At 43.5% G+C, this 18,193-nt stretch carries 13 protein-coding genes; 9 read left to right on the top strand and 4 right to left on the bottom strand.

Going from position 1 to position 18,193, the window contains the following annotated elements; all coding sequences use genetic code 11:
* The first annotated feature begins 132 nt into the window (after positions 1-132).
* From N5O98_RS09850 to N5O98_RS09840, 3 genes are read left to right on the top strand one after another with little or no spacing between them, the layout of a single operon-like run.
* Entirely contained in the window at positions 133-2,268 is a 2,136-nt protein-coding gene (locus N5O98_RS09850) for a cation:proton antiporter domain-containing protein (RefSeq protein WP_004299709.1), read from the top strand.
* Entirely contained in the window at positions 2,250-2,984 is a 735-nt protein-coding gene (locus tag N5O98_RS09845; protein ID WP_032842925.1) for a tRNA threonylcarbamoyladenosine dehydratase, read from the top strand. Before N5O98_RS09850 ends, N5O98_RS09845 begins: the two co-directional genes overlap by 19 nt.
* Before the next feature lie 7 nt (positions 2,985-2,991).
* Positions 2,992-3,648, top strand: coding sequence for an ABC transporter ATP-binding protein (locus tag N5O98_RS09840; RefSeq protein ID WP_004309659.1), 657 nt, complete (start codon positions 2,992-2,994; stop codon positions 3,646-3,648).
* A gap of 182 nt (positions 3,649-3,830) precedes the next feature.
* Here N5O98_RS09840 and N5O98_RS09835 read toward each other — a convergent pair whose 3' ends face one another.
* Both N5O98_RS09835 and N5O98_RS09830 read right to left on the bottom strand, forming a co-directional pair.
* The gene (locus N5O98_RS09835) at positions 3,831-4,748 is read right to left on the bottom strand and encodes a helix-hairpin-helix domain-containing protein (protein ID WP_004309660.1); all 918 of its coding nucleotides are present in this window, start codon (positions 4,746-4,748) and stop codon (positions 3,831-3,833) included.
* Positions 4,748-6,118, bottom strand: coding sequence for a sodium-dependent transporter (locus N5O98_RS09830; protein ID WP_004309661.1), 1,371 nt, complete (start codon positions 6,116-6,118; stop codon positions 4,748-4,750). Before N5O98_RS09830 ends, N5O98_RS09835 begins: the two co-directional genes overlap by 1 nt.
* 103 nt (positions 6,119-6,221) lie before the next feature.
* Here N5O98_RS09830 and N5O98_RS09825 point away from each other — a divergent pair, with 103 nt between their 5' ends.
* The gene (locus N5O98_RS09825; RefSeq protein WP_004305084.1) at positions 6,222-6,614 is read left to right on the top strand and encodes a VanZ family protein; all 393 of its coding nucleotides are present in this window, start codon (positions 6,222-6,224) and stop codon (positions 6,612-6,614) included.
* 80 nt (positions 6,615-6,694) lie between these two features.
* Here N5O98_RS09825 and N5O98_RS09820 read toward each other — a convergent pair whose 3' ends face one another.
* Together N5O98_RS09820 and N5O98_RS09815 are read right to left on the bottom strand one after the other, a co-directional pair.
* Complete coding sequence (locus N5O98_RS09820) at positions 6,695-7,990, bottom strand: UDP-N-acetylmuramoyl-tripeptide--D-alanyl-D-alanine ligase (protein ID WP_004305082.1); 1,296 nt, start codon at positions 7,988-7,990, stop codon at positions 6,695-6,697.
* A gap of 77 nt (positions 7,991-8,067) precedes the next feature.
* Positions 8,068-10,083 (bottom strand): tetratricopeptide repeat-containing sensor histidine kinase, encoded by a 2,016-nt coding sequence (locus tag N5O98_RS09815; RefSeq protein WP_004305080.1) that lies wholly within the window; start codon positions 10,081-10,083, stop codon positions 8,068-8,070.
* Between the two features lie 117 nt (positions 10,084-10,200).
* Here N5O98_RS09815 and folP point away from each other — a divergent pair, with 117 nt between their 5' ends.
* From folP to N5O98_RS09790, 5 genes are all read left to right on the top strand, one after another.
* Positions 10,201-11,067, top strand: a complete 867-nt coding sequence (gene folP, locus N5O98_RS09810) for a dihydropteroate synthase (protein ID WP_182281629.1) — start codon at positions 10,201-10,203, stop codon at positions 11,065-11,067.
* An 11-nt stretch (positions 11,068-11,078) separates the two neighbouring features.
* Positions 11,079-11,843, top strand: a complete 765-nt coding sequence (gene cdaA / locus N5O98_RS09805; RefSeq protein WP_004309664.1) for a diadenylate cyclase CdaA — start codon at positions 11,079-11,081, stop codon at positions 11,841-11,843.
* A 205-nt stretch (positions 11,844-12,048) separates the two neighbouring features.
* Positions 12,049-14,376 carry a beta-galactosidase gene (locus N5O98_RS09800; protein ID WP_269495638.1) on the top strand — a complete coding sequence of 776 codons (2,328 nt, stop codon included), beginning with the start codon at positions 12,049-12,051 and terminating at the stop codon, positions 14,374-14,376.
* Positions 14,377-14,421: 45 nt separating this feature from the next.
* Positions 14,422-15,399 carry a glycoside hydrolase family 43 protein gene (locus N5O98_RS09795; protein ID WP_004309666.1) on the top strand — a complete coding sequence of 326 codons (978 nt, stop codon included), beginning with the start codon at positions 14,422-14,424 and terminating at the stop codon, positions 15,397-15,399.
* 320 nt (positions 15,400-15,719) lie between these two features.
* Positions 15,720-18,185, top strand: a complete 2,466-nt coding sequence (locus N5O98_RS09790) for an alpha-L-arabinofuranosidase C-terminal domain-containing protein (protein WP_022199298.1) — start codon at positions 15,720-15,722, stop codon at positions 18,183-18,185.
* Positions 18,186-18,193: the final 8 nt, after the last annotated feature.

Genomic DNA, 18,193 nt, shown 5'->3' with positions numbered 1-18,193 from the left:
CAGTTTTTCGGCGGATTACTCATGCTTCCGTATAGTTGGACGTGGTTATTGGAGTGAAATGACCATTAGACATTCATTGGATTCTGCAAACTTTTTTGTTCCTTTGCAGAAAATTCCTAAAAAACACAGCCTATGAACCTGTTTGATCTCAATTTAACGCTGCCGATTTCTGATCCGACCTGGGTGTTCTTTTTGGTACTAATTATCATTCTTTTTGCTCCGATGATTTTGGGGCGTCTCCATATACCTCATATTATAGGCATGATTCTGGCGGGTGTCTTGATTGGCGAACACGGCTTTCATGTGCTCGACCGCGACAGTAGTTTTGAACTGTTTGGTAAAGTAGGACTCTATTACATCATGTTCCTTGCCGGTCTTGAGATGGATATGGAGGACTTTAAGAAGAACCGGACGAAAAGTTTCGTGTTCGGCTGGCTCACCTTTCTGATTCCTATGGCGTTAGGGATATGGAGTAGTATGAGTATGCTGGGATATGGTTTTCTCACGGCGGTATTGTTGGCAAGTATGTACGCTTCTCATACCTTAATTGCTTATCCTATTATTAGCCGTTACGGATTGTCTCGTTTGCGCAGTGTCAATATCACCATTGGTGGTACTGCTGTCACCGTTACTCTTGCTTTGATTATTCTTGCCGTCATAGGTGGTATGTTTAAAGGCACTGTTGATGGTTGGTTCTGGGTATTTCTTGTGGCAAAAGTGGCTTTCCTCGGATTCCTGATTGTATTCTTTTTCCCCCGTATCGGACGCTGGTTCTTCCGGAAGTATGATGACAGCGTGATGCAGTTTGTGTTTGTGCTGGCGATGGTTTTCCTCGGAGGAGGATTGATGGAATTTGTGGGAATGGAAGGAATTTTAGGTGCTTTCCTGGCAGGATTAGTGTTGAATCGTTTGATTCCTCATGTATCTCCTTTGATGAACCGGTTGGAATTTGTGGGAAATGCACTGTTTATTCCCTATTTTCTGATTGGCGTCGGAATGATTATTGATGTAAGAAGCCTGTTTACCGGAGGTGAAGCATTGAAAGTAGCTATTGTGATGACAGTGGTGGCAACCTTTAGCAAATGGCTGGCTGCCTGGATCACACAAAAGATCTATCGGATGCAGTCCAATGAACGGAGCATGATATTCGGTTTGAGTAATGCGCAGGCCGCAGCTACACTGGCAGCAGTGTTGATCGGTCATGAAATCATTATGGAGAATGGAGAACGGTTGCTGAATGATGATGTATTGAACGGTACGGTAGTGATGATACTTTTCACTTGTGTCATCAGTTCTTTGGTAACCGAACGTTCGGCACGTCGTTTTGCTTTGGATGAGAATGTGCAGGCGGAAGAAGAAGCTAAAAAAGTAAATACGGAACAAATCTTGATTCCGGTGGCTAACCCGGAGACGATTGAAGATTTGATTAATCTGGCTTTAGTAATAAAGGATGCCAAGCAGAAAAATGCATTGGTGGCATTGAACGTTATCAATGACAATAACAGTTCGGAGAAGAAAGAGCAGCAGGGTAAACGTAATCTGGAGAAGGCGGCTATGATTGCCGCTGCTGCCGATGTGCCTGTTACGATGGTGAGTCGCTATGACTTGAATATTGCTTCGGGGATTATCCATACAATCAAGGAGTATGAAGCTACGGATATTGTGATCGGTCTGCACCGGAAAGCAAATATTGTCGACTCTTTCTTCGGACATCTGGCCGAAAGTCTGTTGAAAGGTACGCATCGTGAAGTGATGATTGCCAAATTCCTGATGCCTGTTAATACCCTGCGTCGAATCAATATTGCCGTTCCGCCAAAGGCCGAATATGAGTCGGGATTCTCTAAATGGGTGGAACACTTCTGCCGTATGGGAAGTATCCTGGGCTGTCGGGTGCATTTTTTTGCCAATGAGCGTACATTGATGCGTGTTCAGCAACTTGTGAAAAAGCGACATGCAGGTACTCCGACGGAATTCTCCATATTGGAGGAGTGGGAGGATCTCTTGCTGTTGACAGGGCAGGTGAATTATGACCATTTATTGGTAGTTATCTCTGCCCGTCGCGGATCTATCTCTTATGATCCCTCTTTTGAACGTCTCCCGGCACAATTAGGAAAATATTTCTCTAATAATAGTTTGATAATCCTGTATCCCGACCAGTTTGGCGAACCGCAGGAAATTGTGTCATTCTCCGATCCTCGTGGACATAATGAGTCTCAACATTATGAGAAGGTCGGCAAATGGTTCTATAAATGGTTAAAGAAAAACTAATGGAAAGATACGACTGGCAACAGAGAACGGAACTCCTGTTAGGAGAGGAAAAGATGGAACGCATCCGGAACGCGCACGTATTGGTCGTGGGACTGGGTGGAGTAGGTGCTTATGCCGCCGAGATGATTTGCCGTGCAGGTGTCGGGCGGATGACGATTGTAGATGCCGATACAGTGCAGCCTACTAATATGAATCGTCAGTTGCCGGCCATGCATTCCACGCTGGGGAGGACGAAAGCGGAAGTGTTGGCAGCCCGTTATAAAGATATAAATCCGGCGATTGAGCTGACTGTCCTTCCTGTTTACCTGAAGGATGAAAATATACCGGAACTGCTGGATGCCGATAAATATGATTTTATAGTAGATGCTATTGATACGATCAGTCCGAAATGCTTTCTGATTTATGAAGCGATGAAACGTCGTATAAAGATAGTTTCCAGTATGGGAGCAGGGGCGAAGAGTGACATTACTCAGGTTCGTTTTGCCGATCTTTGGGAGACGTATCATTGCGGTTTGAGTAAGGCTGTGCGAAAGCGTTTGCAGAAGATGGGAATGAAACGGAAACTTCCGGTGGTATTCAGTACGGAGCAAGCCGATCCGAAAGCGGTATTGCTGACGGAGGATGAACAGAATAAGAAATCGACATGTGGAACAGTTAGTTATATGCCGGCCGTGTTTGGGTGTTATCTGGCTGAATATGTCATTAAACGATTATAAGGCTATTATGATAAAACTAGAAGGGATTACGAAGAGTTTCGGCTCATTACAGGTGTTGAAAGGCATTGATCTGGAAATCAACAAAGGAGAAATTATTAGTATTGTAGGCCCGAGCGGTGCGGGTAAAACTACGTTATTGCAGATAATGGGCACTTTAGATGAACCGGACGCAGGTGTGGTACAGATTGACGGAACAATGGTGAGTCGGATGAAGGAGAAAGAACTATCTGCATTTCGTAATAAGAATATTGGTTTTGTTTTCCAGTTTCACCAACTACTGCCGGAGTTCACGGCATTGGAAAATGTGATGATTCCCGCTCTAATCGCTGGGGTATCTTCGAAGGAGGCGCACGAACGCGCTATGAAGATTCTGGATTTTATGGGACTGGTTGACAGGGCTTCTCATAAACCGAATGAATTGTCGGGAGGCGAGAAACAACGGGTGGCGGTAGCGAGGGCTTTAATCAACGATCCGGCAGTTATTCTGGCAGACGAACCATCCGGTAGTCTGGATACACATAATAAAGAAGATTTACATCAACTGTTCTTCGATTTGAGAGACCGGCTGGGGCAGACTTTTGTCATTGTGACGCATGACGAGGGGCTTGCCAAAATTACGGACCGGACCGTTCATATAGTGGATGGTATGATTAAAAAAGATTAATTAGAGAACCTAATTTCTAAAAATGTATACCAAAAAGGTAGAGCCTTGCAAGTGTTCTATCTTTTAGCTATATATTTATAGTCGCTTCTCTACGGAAGTCTGTGAAGATGATAGTAGAGTGTTTGTTTTGTTTGTGTGTGATGCATTCTTGTCTGGTGTGATAGGAATGCATCTTTTTTTTATTAATTATAACAAATGTAGGGCTCTAGCCGTTCAAGATCAATAGGAGTGAACTCCTCATAGAGAGATAATTGCTTCAGACTTTTTAAGAATCCTTTCTTTTTCCGATATTCTATGATAACCTTTGCTTGGTAGTAGTTTATGTATGGATGATGCATCATTCGTTCCATGCCGGCTTTATTTACATTGATGCGGCGTGTCTGATGGGTGTCAATGGAAAACCACGGACGGAGTTTCTCTGCCTTTAGATGAATCTCCTGTAACTGCTCTATTCGGAAAAAGCCTCCCAGCCGTTCGCGGTAATTCACAATCATCCGGGCAATGCTGCTTCCGATTCCCGGAATCTTCTTCAGTTCGGTGGTATCTGCGGAGTTGAGACTGATGACAGTTCCCGGGAGATATTTCACAAGGGTGTCCCGTTGTATGCTTGGTGCGGTTAACAATCGTACCGTGTCTTTATTTGTCGAACTGAAATCTTCTGTAATTTGTATATAAGGACGAAGAGTCTGGTATTGTTCTTCCGTGAGTCCATATATCTTTCGGAAATCTTCCGGGTGGCGGAATTTACCTTGTTTATAGCGATAGTGCAGGATATTCTTTATCATCCAGGATGGTAATCCAAGCGAAAGAAAAGTAGTGGAGTCTGCGGTGTTCGGGTCAAACATCGCAAGCTTGATTTCCCTTTGAGGGGATGATTGAAAAGAATGACCGGACTTTTGGTGAGGTTTGGTTTCCCGGAGGGAGGAAATAAAGTCGTTGTATTCCTTATCGAACTTCTCGTTCTCTCTGCAGTCGGTATCTTCAGCGTGTGTGAAAAAGGAGAAGAGTTTAGGGGCGGCATATACTCCTAAAATAAGAACGACAAGGACGATAATGCCTTGTCGTTCTGTTTTAGTATAATAAAGGAAGTCTTTCCACATTATAGCTTGATTAATCCCAGTTCATTGATAAATATCAGTGAGATGGCGATTGGTGCGATATATTTTAATATAAAGATAATGAGTTTGTATACCGGTACCTTTAATGAACCGTCATTGGTAATCTCCGACCATACAATCTTCTTGTCCAGATACCATCCGGTAAAGAGGGAGATGCACAATCCGCCCAGTGGTAACATGATTTTAGCTGTTACAAAGTCGAAGAGGTCGAACATGCCCAGTCCGAAAACGGTAAATCCTTTCATGACTCCCAGTGATAGTGAACAGAATATTCCGAGGAAGACACAACCGCCGGTGACTAACCTTGCTGCTTTTCCACGGGAGAGGTTGAACTCCTCATGTAAATAAGCGGTTACTACTTCGTGCAGGGAAATGGTAGAAGTTAAAGCAGCCATTGCCAACAACGCATAAAACATGACAGAGAATATATATGCCAGTATGGGAACTCCGCTAAATGCCTGTTGGAATACATTAGGCAGGGTGATAAAGATCAGACTCGGACCTGAATCAGGTTGTATGCCTACGGAAAAAGCTGCCGGGAAGATGATAAATCCGGCTAGTATCGCCACAAAGGTATCAATGATTCCTACGCTGAAAGCTGTTTTGGTCAGGTTGGTTTCTTTACTGAAATAGGAGGCGTACGTACAAAGGCATCCCATTCCCAAACTCAATGAGAAGAACGCTTGTCCCATGGCACTCAAAAATACATTTCCGTCCACTTTGCTAAAGTCGGGCTTGAGCAGGAATTCGATACCTGCACCGGCTCCCGGCAGAGTGACCGAGCAAACAACCAGTATGAGGATAATGATAAACAGGGTAGGCATCATGATCTTGGAGGACTTTTCGATTCCTTTTTCTACCCCTTTCACAATGATGAAATGAGTAATCAACAAGAATGCCACCAACCATACAACCGGTCTCCATGGGCTACTGGAGAATTGTTGAAAAGAGGATATGAACTCTCCGGAGGTTTTTCCGGCAAAGCCATTAGTAGCAGCTTCAAAAATATATTCGAGTGTCCATCCTGCTACTACAGCATAATAACTAAGTATCAGGAAGCCTGCCAATACCCCCATGCGTCCTACCCAACGCCAATGTGTTCCAGGTACTAATTTCTGATATGCTCTAGCTGTGTTAGCTCTCGAACGGCGTCCTATCAGGAACTCGGCAATCATAATAGGCAATCCCAGAAGAAGAATGCAGCCTAAATAGATCAATATAAAAGCAGCGCCTCCATGGTTTCCTGTTTCATAGGGAAACCTCCATATATTACCCAATCCGACTGCAGAGCCGGCAGAAGCGAGTATGACTCCTAATTTACTGCCGAAGTTTGCTCTATCATTTTTTGCCATAAATCTTGTTTTATCTTACAAATCGTTATAAAATATACGTATTAGAGCGCAAATATAGAAAATGATACTTATATTTGCACGAAAATTGTAACATTATTTAGATATGCTATCTTATATTAAGAAATATCCAATCTCGCTTTTTATCATTCTGACAGTGATTTATCTGTCGTTCTTTAAACCGCCTAAGACGGATTTAGATGAAATTCCTAACCTCGACAAACTGGTTCATGTTTGTATGTATTTGGGTATGTCGGGGATGCTGTGGCTGGAATTTTTGCGTGCACATCGCAGGGACAATGCTCCGATATGGCATGCATGGGTAGGCGCATTCCTTTGCCCTGTACTTTTTAGTGGTTGTGTGGAATTGTTGCAGGAATATTGCACTACATACCGGGGTGGAGACTGGTTGGACTTTGCAGCTAATACTACGGGAGCGATTCTGGCTAGTTTAATAGCCTATTATGTCGTACGCCCCAGAATGATGAATAAGCAGTGAATGAAAAATAGAAACGGTGAATAATGGTTGCATCCAATATTCACCGTTTATCATTTACTGTTCACTCGTTTATTTTTCCGTTATAAATACTCTACCGTTGAGCTAAGTTTGATTCCGTTAGAGCCTTTGATAAGAATAGTATACCCTTTGGGTTTGTTAGCTTGCAGATCCTTTATAACTTCCTGCGCATTGGCGTACGTTTTGAAAGAATGTTCGCTTGCGGCAAACAGTTCTCCTACGAGCCATACTTTCTCAAAACCACTTTCTTTTATGTAGTCAACGATTTTCTGATGTTCGGCCGGGCTTTCAGCACCCAGTTCGCGCATATCTCCTAATATGAGCATCTTGTGGGGGACTGTCATGTTCCGGAAGTTTTGCAAAGCAGCCATCATGCTGGTTGGATTTGCATTATATGCATCGATGATAAGCGTGTTATCTTCTGTCTTTTTAAGTTGGGAGCGATTGTTCTGTGGCGTATAGCTTGCCAGAGCCTCATCAATCTTCTTCGCTTCCACTCCGAAGAAACGTCCGATAGTGATGGCAGCCAGGGCATTCGGGAAATTATATTCTCCGATCAACTGTGTGCGAACCTGATGGCGTTCACCGTCCTTGCCGGCTTTCCATTCGAAAGCGAGATAAGGCGAATTGTCAGTAATCTGTCCGTTGACATAGAGATCATCTTCAGTTCCATAAGAAATCAGGTTCAATCCCTGCGCGATATTCATCAAATAAGCGTTATCGTGATGAATAAAGGTGATGGCATCTTTCTTACGGAGGAAATCATATAACTCTCCTTTAGTCTTAATCACTCCTTCGAAAGAACCGAATCCTTCCAGGTGAGCTTTACCTACATTGGTGATAATGCCATAATCCGGTTCGGCTATTTCACAAAGAAACTTGATTTCTCCCGGATGATTGGCACCCATCTCGATAACAGCAAGGTCATGCTCCGGTTTCAAACGCAATAGGGTGGTCGGTACACCGATGTGGTTGTTGAGATTACCTAAAGTATAAAGCACGTTATGGGCTTGGCAGAGAACACTGGAAATTAATTCTTTGGTGGTCGTTTTCCCATTAGTGCCCGTAATACCGATCACACGCGTTCCGAGTTGGCGGCGATGATAGTTGGCAAGTTGCTGCATTGTCTGCAAGCAGTTGTCTACAAGTATATATCGTTTATCACCTTCTACGGCATATTCGGCTTCATCAATAATGGCAAATGCGCATCCGGAGTCTAGCGCTAGTTTTGCAAATGCATTACCGTTGAATGACTCACCTTTCAAGGCGATAAACAAAGAACCGTCCGGGCAGTTCCGGCTATCAGTAGTTACTGATTGGCAATCCAGAAAAATCTGGTAAAGAGCAGAAAGTTTCATAACCTGATCTTTTATTTAAAACGCTGCAAAGATAGGCTATTCTTTCGGATTTGATGGGAGTTCGGACAGATTTTTACTTAGGCATATACCAAAGGAAGAGTCAGTATCATCCGGCATCCGTCCGTATAGGAAGAGTCGATCCGGAGGCTGCCTCCTAACTTCTCGGCAATGCTCCGGCATATCGGCAGTCCGAGACCGGTGCCTTGTGTGAAAGAATTCATTTTGTAGAAACGCTCAAATACCGCCTCCTGCTGATCTTTCGGAATACCAGTTCCTGTATCGGTGACACTGATTTCAATTTTCTTTTCAGCTTCCAGTACGGAATAAGCTATGCGGATACTGCCATGAGTTGTAAATTTGGCGGCATTATGTGCCAGGTTGTTCAACACCTGTGATATGCGTTCCGAATTACTGCGTATGAGCAGGTTTTCTTTTGCAGGTTCGAACAGAACTTCCACATCCTTTTGCCTGTTGTCTTTGGCCACTTCAGAGGCAAGTTGACAGATCGTATTCATATCTGTTTCATCATCTGTGGGCAGTTGCTCATATTGATCCAGTTCCGACAGAGCGAGCACGTCAGTGACCAGTCGGAGCAAGTCGTTACTGTTGCTCTTGATAATATTGACAAACTCCTGTGTTTCCGGACTATTGCTGTAGTGATCGCTTAACACCTGCGAGAAGCCTACAATAGAGTTGAGCGGTGTACGGATTTCATGGGTCATGCTCTGGATGAACGTTGTCTTCATCCGGCTGCTCGCTTCCGCTATGTCTTTGGCTTTACGTAATTCTTCCCTCGACACCGTAAGTTCCTCATTCTTTGTTTTGAGTTCTGCTTCCGAAACTTTCAGTTTGCGTTTCAGGAAGTTTTCTCTATAAAGGAATAAGAATAGAATACCTAATAAAATAATCAATGAGATAATCAATGTTGTTTTATTATGCAACTCCTTTTCCTGTGCCTGGAGCATTAGTTCTTTCTTTTCGGCATTGAGTTTCTCAACGTTTAGCAAGGTGGCAAATTCGCTGCTGGCTACTTGCTCATTGGCTATTTTTAAGGAGTCGTCGGTGTTGATATACATTTGCAGATATTTGACTGCCATGTTCATATTCCCCATCTTCTGGTAGATTTCTCCCTGTGTACGATAGTGACTGCTGCTAAGTATACTTTCGCTTAAACGGTGCTCTTCCTTTTCTTGCATCTCTGCAGCTTCCAATGCTTTTTGATATTGCCTGGTCTGCTGATAGTACAAACATTCTATATTATACAGTCTCTTTTTGATCGATTCCAGTCTTTTATCCTGTTCGAATGCAATCTGACATTCCTTCAATATTTTTTCGGCTGCCTGAAAGTCACCGAACTTGCTGTAGTAGTTAACGTACTCCAACTTGGCAGATATTTGCTGTGTAGAAGAATTGGCTGTTGAAATGGCCTTTTCCACAGCTCTCAATGCTTCTTTTTGTTTTTTCTGGCTGATGTAATAGTTGGCTATCTGGGCATACGTCTGGGAAATATTATAGTTTTCGATATTGTATTTTTCAGTTAGTTCGATTTCCTTCAACCGCCATTCGAAGGCCATCGAATCGAATCTTTTGATAGTGTAGATTTGCGACATAATGTTGTAGCAACGGGACAAACCGGTTTTGTCATCCTCTTTCTGAGCTTCTTTTAACATATTTTGCACTTCATAAAGTGCTATGTTTGTTCTGCTTGTTTTTAAGTAATAGGTAACTAGCCTGTTGGCCCATGCAAAATAATAATATTTAGGCTGATGAGTGGCTTTGGCGAATTCTTTTACTTTGTTGGTATAGTGGATGACACTATCTTCATTGGTTCCCTGAAAATAATAGTAATCCAGTCGGGTGGCTATGGCTACTGCCTGCATTCGTTCATCATGCCGTTCACCGGCCATTCTGAACAATGTGTCGGACATGCTAAGCACAACAGGCTCTAATAGGTATTCTTGACAACGTTGATAATATTCATAGAGAGTAGAGTCAACATTGAAAGTTTCAGCCTCTTTTTGAGCTTTAGCAGTAGTGGTAAAGAACAAAATGAGGAAAAGAAATCCTACGTGAAATAGGGTTAATCGGCTCATGGTATGAATTTTTCGGTTTCTTCTATAGTTTGCAAATATACGTTTATTTCTTCTTTTTAGTACGAATACTTGCTTTTTTTATCTACATTTGTAGGCGATCTAAAAGGAATGTTGTCAATGATGAAACCTATATCTCCTATTTATATAAATGTAAAAGGGCGGTTGCTCGATCTTGCTACTCCGCAGGTGATGGGAATATTGAATGTAACTCCCGATTCTTTTTATTCCCGCAGCCGGATGCAGACCAAAGAGGACATTGCTGCCCGGGCCCGTCAGATACTTGATGAAGGTGCTTCGATAATTGATATAGGCGCCTATTCTTCACGGCCGAATGCCGAACATATTTCTGCTGAAGAAGAGATGAACAGACTGCGTACCGGTCTGGAAATCCTGAACCATAATCATCCGGAAGCTATTATCTCTGTTGATACTTTCCGGGCTGATGTAGCCGAAGAATGTGTGAAAGAATATGGAGTTGCTATGATTAATGACATAGCTGCCGGTGAAATGGATCACCGGATGTTTCAGACAGTAGCCGACTTGGGAGTGCCCTATATTATGATGCATATGAAGGGAACACCCCAAAGTATGCAGAAAGAACCGTCTTATGATAACCTGATTAAAGATGTTTTCCTGTATTTCGCTCGTAAAGTGCAGCAACTTCGCGACTTGGGAGTGAAAGATATCATTCTCGATCCGGGATTCGGATTCGGAAAAACATTGGAGCATAATTATGAACTGATGGCGCATCTGGAAGAATTCCACATATTCGAACTTCCCGTTTTAGTGGGAGTTTCGCGGAAATCAATGATTTATAAATTATTGGGAGGAACCCCGCAAGATTCATTAAACGGGACAACCGTATTGGACACTGTTGCGTTGATGAAAGGAGCGCACATCCTGCGTGTACATGATGTGCGTGAGGCGGTGGAAGCTGTCCGGATCACAGAGAAATTAAAAATAGAGAGTGGATATGACAAATAAGAGGAGGGTGCATGTTTTTTGAGTTTGGCATAAAAGATTTTATCGATATCCTGCTGGTAGCTTTTGTTTTGTACTATACCTACAAACTGATGAAAGCTTCCGGCTCCATCAAGGTATTCACCGGAATTTTGGTTTTTATTCTGATCTGGCTGGTGGTGACACAAGTGCTGGAGATGAAACTGTTGGGTTCTATTTTCGACACATTGATGAATGTGGGTGTAATAGCGTTGATTGTGCTTTTTCAAGATGAGATACGCCGTTTTCTTTTGACTTTGGGATCTCACCGGCATGTCAGTGCATTGGCCCGTCTCTTTAGCGGATCGAAGAAAGAATCGTTGAAGCACGATGATATCATGCCCGTGGTAATGGCCTGTTTAAGCATGGGGAAACAAAAAGTCGGCGCATTGATTGTCATTGAGCATAATACTCCTTTAGATGAAGTCGTTCGTACAGGCGAATTGATTGATGCGGCAATCAATCAGCGTTTAATCGAGAATATCTTTTTCAAGAATAGCCCGTTGCACGATGGAGCGATGGTTATCAGCAAAAAACGTATCAAGGCGGCGGGATGTATCCTTCCTGTTTCCCATGATTTGAATATACCGAAAGAACTTGGCTTGCGGCATCGCGCAGCGATGGGAATCTCTCAACAGTCGGACGCACATGCCATTATTGTTTCAGAGGAAACGGGCGCTATCTCCGTAGCCTATCGCGGACAATTCTACCTCCGCCTGAATGCGGAAGAACTGGAAAGTCTATTGACAAAAGAAAACTGATTTTATTGTAATCACATACCGGACAAATGGTCGGAAGATGAGCATGGTAAAATGCCTCTCATCTTCCGACCATTGTTGTTTTATCTGCTATTTGGCGCTATTTTGCTTTATTTCCAACCCTTTTTGAATGATAATTATGCCCTTCTTTTTAGGTGAATCGCCTACCTTTGCCGTATACTATTAAAATTCTATTTTTGAATAAACCATGAAAAACAGATTGATTGCTTTACTGGTACTTTTTACAGTTATTTTCTTTAGTACTGCACAGGCGCAAACTACTGCACGGAAGTTTGAGGCAGGCAAGAACACATTCTTGCTGGATGGAAAACCGTTTGTGGTGAAGGCTGCCGAGTTGCATTACACCCGCATCCCGCAAGCTTATTGGGAGCATCGCATTGAGATGTGCAAGGCATTAGGCATGAATACTATTTGTATTTATATTTTCTGGAATATCCATGAACAGGAAGAAGGAAAGTTCGATTTTTCCGGTCAGAATGATATTGCAACTTTCTGCCGTGCGGCACAGAAACACGGTATGTATGTCATTGTCCGTCCTGGTCCGTATGTATGTGCGGAGTGGGAGATGGGGGGACTTCCCTGGTGGCTGTTGAAGAAAAAAGATATAGCCTTGCGTACGCTCGATCCCTATTATATGGAACGGGTAGGCATCTTTATGAAAGAGGTCGGTAAGCAACTGGCTCCGCTGCAAGTGAATAAAGGGGGAAATATCATCATGGTACAGGTAGAGAATGAATACGGTTCTTATGGAATCGACAAACCTTATGTCTCTGCCGTGCGCGACCTGGTTCGTGAATCCGGTTTTTCCGATGTACCTCTGTTTCAATGTGACTGGAGCAGTAACTTCACCAATAACGCGCTCGATGACCTGATTTGGACGGTGAACTTTGGAACAGGTGCCAATATCGACCAGCAATTTAAAAGACTCAAAGAACTTCGTCCTGAAACTCCGTTGATGTGTAGCGAGTTCTGGAGCGGATGGTTCGACCACTGGGGACGCAAACATGAGACACGTCCTGCAAAAGATATGGTACAGGGCATCAAGGATATGCTCGACCGGAACATCTCTTTCAGTCTGTATATGACTCACGGAGGAACGACTTTCGGACATTGGGGAGGTGCGAACAACCCGGCTTATTCCGCCATGTGCAGCTCATACGATTATGATGCTCCGATTAGCGAACCCGGATGGACGACCGACAAGTTTTTCTTGCTTCGTGACTTGTTGAAAAACTATCTTCCGGCAGGTGAGACGTTGCCCGCAGCTCTGCCTGTTATTGAAATCCCCGAGTTTCACTTCCATAAAGTGGCTCCGCTTTTCTCAAATCTGCCGGAGGCAAAACAAACGGTGGATATTCAACCGATGGAACAATTCAACCAGGGATGGGGAACGATTCTGTATCGCACCACATTGCCCGAAACGACTCTTGCAGGCACCACTTTGAAAATTACGGAAGTGCACGACTGGGCGCAGATATATGCCGACGGTAAACTGCTGGCACGCTTGGACCGTCGTAAGGGAGAATTTACAACGACCCTGCCCGCGCTGAAAAAAGGCACACAACTGGATATTCTTGTGGAAGCAATGGGACGTGTTAACTTTGACAAATCCATCCACGACCGCAAAGGAATCACTGAAAAGGTGGAACTTATTTCGGGTAACCAGACTAAGGAATTGAAAAACTGGACTGTATATAACTTCCCGGTAGATTATTCCTTTATAAAAGATAAGAAATATAGCGATACAAAGATATTACCGACTATGCCTGCCTATTATAAGAGCACCTTTACACTGGATAAAGTAGGAGATACTTTCCTGGATATGAGTACATGGGGAAAAGGTATGGTCTGGGTGAACGGTCATGCAATGGGGCGTTTCTGGGAAATCGGTCCGCAGCAGACTCTCTTTATGCCGGGGTGCTGGCTGAAAGAAGGAGAGAATGAAATCCTCGTTCTGGATTTGAAAGGTCCTACCCGGGCTTCCATCAAAGGTTTGAAGAAACCAATTCTCGATGTGCTTCGTGAAAAAGCTCCCGAAACACACCGCAAGGATGGAGAAAAACTGAAACTGACGGGTGAGAAAGTGGTCCATGAAGGAGCTTTCACTCCGGGTAACGGCTGGCAGGAAGTGCGATTTGCCACTCTGGTGAAAGGACGTTATTTCTGTCTGGAAGCACTTTCTCCACAAGCAAATGATAACATCGCAGCGATAGCAGAGTTTGATGTCCTGGGAGCTGATGGTAAACCGGTATCCCGCGAACATTGGAAGATTCGTTATGCCGATAGTGAAGAAACGCGTAGTGGCAACCGTACAGCCGACAAGATATTCGACTTGCAGGAATCCACTTTCTGGATGACAGTGGACAATGTTCCTTATCCTCATCAATTGGTAATTGACTTGAGCAAAGTGGAAAATGTGACCGGTTTCCGCTATCTGCCTCGTGCCGAAAAAGGGTATCCGGGTATGATTAAGGAATATCGTGTATATGTGAAACCTGCTGATTTCAACTACTAAACAGTGAATGAACAAGAATAAAACAATGGATGAAAAAGCATTGAAATGATGATGAATATGAAGAAAAATATAATTCTTTTCGCATTCCTATTTGTGGGAGTGTTGACTGGGTATTGCCAGCAATCTGCTTACCTGTTTGTTTACTTCACCGGCAATCGCATGAGTGAAGAAGCCGTCCGGATGGCTGTTAGCCTCGATGGATATAATTATAAAGCCTTGAATGGAAATCAGCCGGTACTTGATTCCCGTGTGATTAGTTCAACAGGTGGAGTACGTGATCCCCATATCTTGCGCTGTGAAGATGGGAAGACATTTTATATGGTGGTGACAGATATGGTGTCCGGCAATGGATGGAGTTCTAACCGTGCCATGATATTATTGAAATCAAAAGACCTTGTACACTGGACTTCCAATATCGTGAATATCCAGAAAAAATATCCCAATCAGGAGGATCTGAAACGTGTGTGGGCTCCACAAACTATTTATGATAGGGAAGCAGGAAAGTACATGGTTTACTGGTCCATGCAACATGGCAATGGTCCCGATATCATTTATTATGCTTATGCCGACAAAGATTTTACCGATATAGAAGGAGAACCGAAGCCACTGTTTCTTCCGGAAAACAAAAAATCATGTATTGACGGCGACATTATTTACAAAGATAAACTCTATCATTTGTTCTACAAAACGGAAGGGAATGGAAATGGAATTAAAAAGGCCACTACCTCCTCTCTAACCTCCGGCCAATGGACAGAATCGGATGACTATAAACAGCAGACGAAGGATCCGGTAGAAGGTTCGGGTATTTTCCCGCTGGTTGGTTCCGATAAGTATATTTTGATGTATGATGTATATACGAAAGGTAAATACCAGTTTACCGAAAGTTCCGATCTGGAACATTTCAAAGTGATTGACCATGCTATCAGTATGGATTTCCATCCGCGCCATGGCACTGTCATGCCGATTACCCCAAAAGAGTTGAAACGCCTCTTCAAGGTCTATGGTAAACCCGAAGGTTTCTGAACTAAAATATCTCGTGGGACAGGAGAAAAATACCTGTCCCTGATTTGTTAAACCAATTGTTTTTCAGGCGGGTAATCTTCGCTTCCCAGTGAGTATTCCCATCCTTTTGTTTTCTTTTGAGTTATTCTGATAAGATGGATTCAACTAGTTGTAATCCAGGAAAACAGTATACGATATGGGGAAAAGTGTATATTTTACCCTTGTTTACTTGTTTCTTATATATTTTTAAGTGTATAATTACCAATTATTATATGAAACACGCTTGTTAGAATGATGAAAATCTTAACTTTGCGATTGATAATCTTAATGCAATATATACCATGAGAAAATTATTCCTCTTTTTAGTTGTCTTGTTTTTGTCGTTCCAGCAGCTCACTTTAGCTGCAATCAAAGAAATGACGAGTACACCCGATTCGGTTTATCTGTTTTCTTTTGCAACTTCCGGAGACGACGGACGCAGCGGACTCCGTTTTGCCTGGAGTACAGATAAAGAAAATTGGTTTGAAATTGGCCGGAACTACGGATATCTCCGGTGCGATTATAGCCGCTGGGGATCACAGAAGAAAATGCTCGATCCTTATTTGAAACAATCGTCCGATGGCGAATGGATTTGTACCTGGAAACTGAATGACCATGATGGATACGGCCAAGCTACTTCCAAGGATTTAATCAACTGGACCAGTCAGAAATATCCCCGTACTACGCCGGATTTTGACGGAGTGAGAGTGAAAGCTATTGTTGCCGGAGAAGAGCAGAAAGGAAATATCAACCGGGTAGTTTGGACCTTGGTGGATGGATTGGATAAAAATTATGGCTGGAATCAATATCGGAACTCATTACATGGAGAACGTCCGATACAGGATGGAGAACGTTTTGCCGGTTTGAAGCCTGTAAAAGCAACGGTCACTGTACAACCGGAAGGCGCAAAAGCCATTAGTGATGTATTGCTGGGCGCTTTTTTTGAAGACATCAATTATTCGGCAGACGGAGGACTCTATGCAGAACTTATCCAAAACCGCGACTTCGAGTACGACCCTTCGGACAGGGAAGGAGATAAGAACTGGAACAGCACTCATTCCTGGGCACTGAAAGGAGAGAAAACGACTTTCACTATTGATACTACCGACCCTATTCATATCAATAACCCACATTATGCCGTGCTGAATGTAGAACAACCGGGAGCTGCATTAGAAAATACAGGTTTTGATGGAATCGCACTGAACACCGGAGAGAAATATGATTTTTCCATCTTCGCCCGGGTTCCGCAGGCTAAATCAAATAAATTGCAGGTTCGTCTGGTAGATGGAAAAGGAAATGTGTGTGGAGAGACTTCTCTAACAGTGTCTTCCCGTCAATGGAAAACATATAAAGCGGTAATAACTGCTAAAGCTACTGCGGACACTCATCTCGAAATCATCCCTCAATCTGTTGGTGAATTGAATCTGGACATGATTTCCCTATTCCCGCAGAATACATTTAAAGGACGTAAGAACGGGCTTCGCAAAGATCTGGCTCAAGTGTTGGCTGATATTCATCCCCGTTTCATCCGTTTCCCCGGTGGCTGTGTGGCTCATGGTGATGGCTTGAAAAACATTTATCAATGGAAAAATACAGTAGGTCCGTTGGAAACAAGAAAAGCACAGCGTAACCTTTGGGGATACCATCAAAGCATGGGATTGGGTTATTTTGAATATTTCCAGTTTTGCGAAGATATTGGTGCGGAACCGCTTCCAGTGCTGGCGGCCGGTGTTCCTTGCCAGAACTCTGCCTGTCACGGCGACTTGAGAGGAGGACAACAAGGTGGTATCCCGATGAGCGAAATGGGAGCTTATATTCAGGATATTCTTGATCTGATAGAATGGGCAAACGGTGACGCTAAGAAGACCAAATGGGGAAAGGTACGTGCCGAAGCCGGGCATCCGAAACCTTTCAATCTGAAATACATCGGTATCGGAAATGAAGATCTTATCACTGATATCTTCGAAGAACGCTTCACAATGATCTTCAATGCCATCAAAGAAAAATATCCTGAAATGATTGTTGTCGGTACAGTGGGACCGTTCAATGAGGGTACAGACTACGTGGAAGGATGGAAGCTGGCGGACAAACTGGGTATTCCGATGGTCGACGAACATTATTACCAGACTCCGGGATGGTTCCTGAACAACCAGGATTTCTACGACAAATACGATCGTTCGAAAAAGACAAAAGTATACTTGGGCGAATATGCAACTCACATACCGGGACGAAAGGCGAATATCGAAACAGCACTGACAGAAGCTCTTTATCTTGCTGCCTTGGAACGTAATGGAGATGTTGTACACATGACTTCCTATGCCCCTCTTCTCGCAAAAGAAGGACATACCCAGTGGAATCCGGATTTGATTTACTTCAATAACCGGGAAGTGAAACCTACCACCGGCTACTATGTTCAGAAACTCTACGGACAGAATGCCGGAAACGAATATTTGCCGTCAAAGATCACTCTTGATAATAGAGATGATCAAGTGCGGAAACGCATTGCCGCTTCTATTGTCCGTGACTCGGCAAGTGGCGACGTGATTGTGAAGCTGGTCAATTTACTTCCCGTAGAGGTGAATACGAATGTCGACCTTTCCGGAATCGGTGCTATACAGTCTTCTGCAAAAAGAACCGTACTGACCGGCAAACCGGCCGATACCCCGCTACCTGTTGAAGACACAATGGAAGTAGCAGAAAAGTTTGACTATCAATTACCTGCCTATTCTTTTACGGTGATCCGCATAAAGAAGGCAAATGAGAAATAACAGAAAAA

Origin of the sequence: Bacteroides sp. LFL-34 (assembly GCF_027257075.1) — a bacterium.
Classification (GTDB): Bacteria; Bacteroidota; Bacteroidia; order Bacteroidales; family Bacteroidaceae; genus Bacteroides; species Bacteroides ovatus.
The sequence above is the reverse complement of the archived record's forward strand: the minus strand, read 5'-3'. Positions and strand labels throughout refer to the sequence as shown.

What these genes read in the sequence shown, in the direction of transcription:
- N5O98_RS09850 (WP_004299709.1), top strand. Translation starts at nt 133, where the DNA reads ATGAACCTGTTTGATCTCAATTTAACGCTGCCGATTTCTGATCCGACC.
- N5O98_RS09845 (WP_032842925.1), top strand. Translation starts at nt 2,250, where the DNA reads ATGGTTAAAGAAAAACTAATGGAAAGATACGACTGGCAACAGAGAACG.
- N5O98_RS09840 (WP_004309659.1), top strand. Translation starts at nt 2,992, where the DNA reads ATGATAAAACTAGAAGGGATTACGAAGAGTTTCGGCTCATTACAGGTG.
- N5O98_RS09835 (WP_004309660.1), bottom strand. Translation starts at nt 4,748, where the DNA reads ATGTGGAAAGACTTCCTTTATTATACTAAAACAGAACGACAAGGCATT.
- N5O98_RS09830 (WP_004309661.1), bottom strand. Translation starts at nt 6,118, where the DNA reads ATGGCAAAAAATGATAGAGCAAACTTCGGCAGTAAATTAGGAGTCATA.
- N5O98_RS09825 (WP_004305084.1), top strand. Translation starts at nt 6,222, where the DNA reads ATGCTATCTTATATTAAGAAATATCCAATCTCGCTTTTTATCATTCTG.
- N5O98_RS09820 (WP_004305082.1), bottom strand. Translation starts at nt 7,990, where the DNA reads ATGAAACTTTCTGCTCTTTACCAGATTTTTCTGGATTGCCAATCAGTA.
- N5O98_RS09815 (WP_004305080.1), bottom strand. Translation starts at nt 10,083, where the DNA reads ATGAGCCGATTAACCCTATTTCACGTAGGATTTCTTTTCCTCATTTTG.
- folP (WP_182281629.1), top strand. Translation starts at nt 10,201, where the DNA reads ATGATGAAACCTATATCTCCTATTTATATAAATGTAAAAGGGCGGTTG.
- cdaA (WP_004309664.1), top strand. Translation starts at nt 11,079, where the DNA reads ATGTTTTTTGAGTTTGGCATAAAAGATTTTATCGATATCCTGCTGGTA.
- N5O98_RS09800 (WP_269495638.1), top strand. Translation starts at nt 12,049, where the DNA reads ATGAAAAACAGATTGATTGCTTTACTGGTACTTTTTACAGTTATTTTC.
- N5O98_RS09795 (WP_004309666.1), top strand. Translation starts at nt 14,422, where the DNA reads ATGATGATGAATATGAAGAAAAATATAATTCTTTTCGCATTCCTATTT.
- N5O98_RS09790 (WP_022199298.1), top strand. Translation starts at nt 15,720, where the DNA reads ATGAGAAAATTATTCCTCTTTTTAGTTGTCTTGTTTTTGTCGTTCCAG.